Here is a 4,560-nt window from a genome sequence, read left to right as displayed (position 1 = left end):
GTTAAGCAACGGTTATATTTTGTGGGAAGCGAAGTAAGATGTTGCTCTTCGCCATTGTTGTCAATATCGAAATCTATAATAAAAAAACGTCATTGCGAGGTACGAAACAATCCCAAACTATACAGAGCGGCTCTGCTTATCGGGGATTGCTTCGTACCTCGCAATGACATAAGGAAAAATAATTTTACAAACTTAATAACTCACTAATTCAATAATTGTACATGTCTCCCCGTTTAAAAAAAATATTTCTGATCATGACCGTTGTGGTACCGTTTATATTGTACTGCGTTTATTATTATGGTATGATGATCAAGAATGCGCCGTATCGATTCGTTGATTTTCAGTCGATCAGTTTTCAGTATGGTTATAAAGATAGCCTGGTAAATAAATATGATTCACGTACAGGTATGTTCCAGTACCTTGACAAGCGCGATTCACTTGTGAAAGAGCATTTACATTTAACAAAAGACGACCTGTTGTACCTGCACCGTAAGGCTGCTGATCTTGGTTTTTGGGATTTCCCGTCGAAAGAAATTGGTGATACATCGGCTACGGCTTCAAAAAAAGCTGTTAGATATATTATTGAGTTTAAATACAAGGAAAAAACCAAGCGCGTGATCTTCGATAGCGATTATTTTGGTAACGCTAAACTGATTGATGCCAACCAGCGGTTGATTGAAGAGATAAAGAAAAAGCTTACTGACGTTGAAGACCGCGGTAAAAAATAAAATACAGGTATGTTGTTTATTTAATAATCAATCCCTATATTTGCACCTCGAAATTTAAAACAATATTTAACAAACATGTACGCAATAGTAAGTATAGCAGGACAGCAATTTAAAGTTGCTAAAGACCAGCAGATCTTTGTACACAGGCTACAAGGCGATGAAGGCGCTAATATTGAATTTGACAGTGTATTGTTAGCAGAAAACGAAGGTAAATTCAAATTAGGTTCTGATTTGAAAGGTGCTAAAGTATCGGCTAAGATCGTGTCACATTTAAAAGGTGATAAAGTAATTATCTTCAAAAAGAAAAGAAGAAAAGGTTACAAAAAGAAAAACGGTCACCGTCAGCAATTTACCAAGATCGAGATCACCGGTATTACATTATAATTAAAGGTTAAACCGGAGTTGTTCTGCAATTCCATAAAAATATAAGAAATGGCACATAAAAAAGGGGCCGGTAGTTCCAGAAACGGTCGTGAGTCACATAGCAAACGTTTAGGTATCAAGATTTTCGGTGGTCAGCCAGCAATTGCAGGTAACATCATCGTACGTCAGCGTGGTACTAAACACAACCCAGGTTTAAACGTTGGTCTTGGTAAAGATCATACTTTATTCGCTTTGGCTGAAGGTATCGTAGTTTTCAAAAAGAAAGCTGATAACCGTTCATACGTTTCAGTAGTTCCGTTTGAGGCTGAAGTTGAAGAAGTAGCTGCACCTGCACCAAAAGCAAAAAAAGCCGCTGTAGCTGTTGAGGCTCCTGCTGCTGAAGAGGCTCCAAAAGCAAAGAAAGCTGCTGCACCAAAAGCTAAAAAAGAAGAAGCTGCTGATGCTGCTGAAGAAACTGTAGCTGAGTAATCAGTTAACAAATATTAGGATATAAAAAATCCCGGTCAGTTTTGATCGGGATTTTTTGTTTTGAGGTTATTCATTAGATGAGAAGCAAACGGTTATAGGTATACTATATACTACCCTGACTGGTTTGCCATGAATGAGGCCAGGTTTCCATTTAGGCGAACGGCCGATGTATTCGATATAAGCCTTGTCCATTGCGCTATTTCCGCCACGAATTGCTTTAAGATGGGTCAAACTTCCATCTTTTTCTACAATCATTTGTATAATGACACGGCCCTGTATATTTTCGGTTGTGTCTAACGGCGGCATGGGTATCTTTGAAAGATAAGCACCCATTTTTTCCAATCCTCCGGGAAATTCCGGTACCACATCAGCCGAGGTGTAAATAGTTGTATCTGGTTTAGCATGTTCCTTTTTTGATTTGCCTTGGGCAAACAGTGTTATAGGAAACATAATCAAACCAAATACAAACAGGTTTCTCATTATTTTATTCGATGATCAGCTTCTTCAAATAATAAGTATCGGGGTCAATAATCGGCATACTTTTGCTGGTTACTGTTATTCCCTTTTTGTCAAGTGTATAAGGCTTGGTAACACCATCAATAGTGATATCAACGGGCAAAGGCATATCTATATTCAGGAGCTGAACCTGGTACTTATCACCGCGCTGGGCTTTCACGTGCACTTCCAGTTTATTGATGGAGTAGATATACAGATCAAACAACGGTTTCAGATCTTTGCCTGCAGCTTTGCTGAAATACTGGATCACATCATCTGTACTGGCCAAATTGCTGTAAGTATAGCGCGGATCGGTAACGAAACCTTTAAGGGTAGGGAAGAAGGTGCTATCGCCCATAATATACCTGAGGGTGTGCATAAAGAATGCACCCTTACCATAGATATCTCCGTTGTAAGCCGATTCTTCATCGATGTCTTTTCCCATTACAATAGGAACCTTATTGCCGAACGATAACGCTGAATTTTGGAAGAACTTGATATAAGCTTTTTCACCCTCAAATTCCCTTACATAAAGAGCGTCACCGTAGGTACAGATCCCCTCGTGGATCCAGTAATCGGCCCAGTCTTTGGCGGTTACTTTATTGCCCCACCATTCGTGACCAAACTCATGGTGCATTAAGCCGTCATAATCTTCACCGCCAACTTTTGTATATTTAAATTTGGCGCCATAGGCATTCATGGTTTGGTGCTCCATACCCAGGTGAGGAGTTTCAACAATCCCTATTTTTTCTTTTACCCAGGGATATTCGCCAAAATATTTCTCATGTTCTTTGATAGTTTTTACAAAGATATCCACGTGGTGTTCGGCTTTCGCAGCATGTTCCTTTAACACATAAAATTGAATAGGAACCTGGTGACCATCAACAGTTGTATATGGTCGGGTGACAACGGTATAATCACCGGCATTAAACAGTATACTATAATTGTTGATGGTGTATTTGGTTTGCCAATGGAATGTTGCTGTTTCCTTTTGTTTAGTTACACCTTTTAACAATCCCGGCCCTGCTACTACAAGGTTTTTGGGAACGGTGATGAACATATCCACGCCCTCGTTAGGTTCGTCGGAAGGGTGATCCTTACAAGGGAAATACAATTTGCCGCCTGTGCCTTCGGCGGTAATAGCCATCCATTGGTGCCCGGTTGAATCACGGGTCCAGATAAAGCCATCATCCCATGGTGGCCTACGGGCAACATGGGGTTTGCCGCCGTAAATTACTTTTACACTTGCTTTACCGGCAGGCAACTCTTTGGCTGTATTGATGGTAATAAGGTTGTTCTTGTAATCAAATGACTCCTGCTTTCCATTTACCAAAACCTTACTGATACTTAATGAATCCAACAGATCAAAAAGTAAAACTTTGGTGGGGTGGGCCATGATCACATCAACGGTGGTAAAACCATCAATAGTTTTCTGCACGGGATCAACAGCAAGCGAGATGGTATAATGGCGCACGTCCATTATAGCTTGCTCGGGTTTCAGTTTTCCGCCCGAGGTTAGGGTTTGGGCGTGCAGAGCGACTGATACTAACAAGATTACTAAAACACAAAAGATCTTTTTCATTTAACTATTTGAGCTAACCGTTTGATTTTTAATTTAATGTTTTAATATAAATTAATTCTCCCTCACCAGCAAGCCATCGGCAAAATCGCGAAGGTATTGTTTATGGTCTTCAGGGAGATTAATGGCATCGAGGGCAGCAAAAGCTTTATCTGCATAGGTTTGCATGGCTTCTTCAGCGTACAGCCTGATATCAAGCTGGTTATATACGTCAGTGATAATTTTAACCTTTTCTACGCTGTCAAATTCGGTTGCGCTTAGCCAGTGATTTAAAGTTTGTGCCTGGGTATCTTTAGCCAGTTCAAGGGCGCGGATAAGCAAAAAGGTTTTTTTATTGGAGATAATGTCTCCGCCAACCTGTTTGCCAAACTTTTCGGGATCGCCGTAAACATCCAGTATATCATCCTGTAATTGGAATGCGATACCAAGGTTTACTCCGAAGGAATCGATGAAATCAGCATCAGCCAATGCTGCGCCACCAATGATAGAGCCGATCTTTAAAGTACCACCGAGCAATACCGCTGTTTTAAGGCGGATCATATTAATATACTCCTCGATACTTACGTCATTACGTTGTTCGAAGCTCATATCAATTTGCTGGCCTTCGCATACGCCGGTAGCAGTATCGTTAAAAACATCAAGTACTTTACGTAAAATACTGTCATCAACTTTCATCATCATGCGGTTAGCCTCCACCATCATGGCGTCGCCCGAAAGGATGGCCACATTGGCATTCCATTTTTCATGCACGGTTGCTTTACCCCGGCGTAGCGGAGCTTTATCCATGATATCATCGTGCATCAGTGTGAAATTATGGAATACTTCTATAGCCAGCGCGGGCTCAATTGCCTTGTTAACGTCGCCGCCAAAAAGATCGCAGGCCAGCAGGAGCAGGGCAGGGCGCAT

At 41.0% G+C, this 4,560-nt stretch carries 6 protein-coding genes; 3 read left to right on the top strand and 3 right to left on the bottom strand.

Going from position 1 to position 4,560, the window contains the following annotated elements:
* The first annotated feature begins 254 nt into the window (after positions 1-254).
* From VF500_RS22035 to rpmA, 3 genes are all read left to right on the top strand, one after another.
* Positions 255-728, top strand: coding sequence for a hypothetical protein (locus tag VF500_RS22035; protein WP_330861744.1), 474 nt, complete (start codon positions 255-257; stop codon positions 726-728).
* A gap of 75 nt (positions 729-803) precedes the next feature.
* Positions 804-1,112: a 50S ribosomal protein L21 gene (gene rplU / locus VF500_RS22030; protein WP_091211724.1), complete on the top strand. Its 309-nt coding sequence runs from the start codon at positions 804-806 to the stop codon at positions 1,110-1,112.
* 48 nt (positions 1,113-1,160) lie between these two features.
* Positions 1,161-1,580 (top strand): 50S ribosomal protein L27, encoded by a 420-nt coding sequence (gene rpmA / locus VF500_RS22025; RefSeq protein ID WP_243487181.1) that lies wholly within the window; start codon positions 1,161-1,163, stop codon positions 1,578-1,580.
* A gap of 66 nt (positions 1,581-1,646) precedes the next feature.
* Here the strand turns inward: rpmA and VF500_RS22020 are convergent, their stop codons facing one another.
* From VF500_RS22020 to VF500_RS22010, 3 genes are all read right to left on the bottom strand, one after another.
* Positions 1,647-2,060, bottom strand: coding sequence for an energy transducer TonB (locus tag VF500_RS22020; RefSeq protein ID WP_330861743.1), 414 nt, complete (start codon positions 2,058-2,060; stop codon positions 1,647-1,649).
* Between the two features lie 4 nt (positions 2,061-2,064).
* Entirely contained in the window at positions 2,065-3,657 is a 1,593-nt protein-coding gene (locus VF500_RS22015; protein WP_330861742.1) for a M1 family metallopeptidase, read from the bottom strand.
* Positions 3,658-3,708: 51 nt separating this feature from the next.
* Positions 3,709-4,560 (bottom strand): polyprenyl synthetase family protein (locus VF500_RS22010; protein WP_330861741.1); only part of this gene is annotated, 852 nt, incomplete at its 5' end.

It is taken from the genome of Mucilaginibacter sp. (genome assembly GCF_036383575.1).
Taxonomy (GTDB): Bacteria; Bacteroidota; Bacteroidia; order Sphingobacteriales; family Sphingobacteriaceae; genus Mucilaginibacter.
Note: the sequence above shows the minus strand (reverse complement) of the source record. Positions and strands in the feature narration are given on the sequence as shown.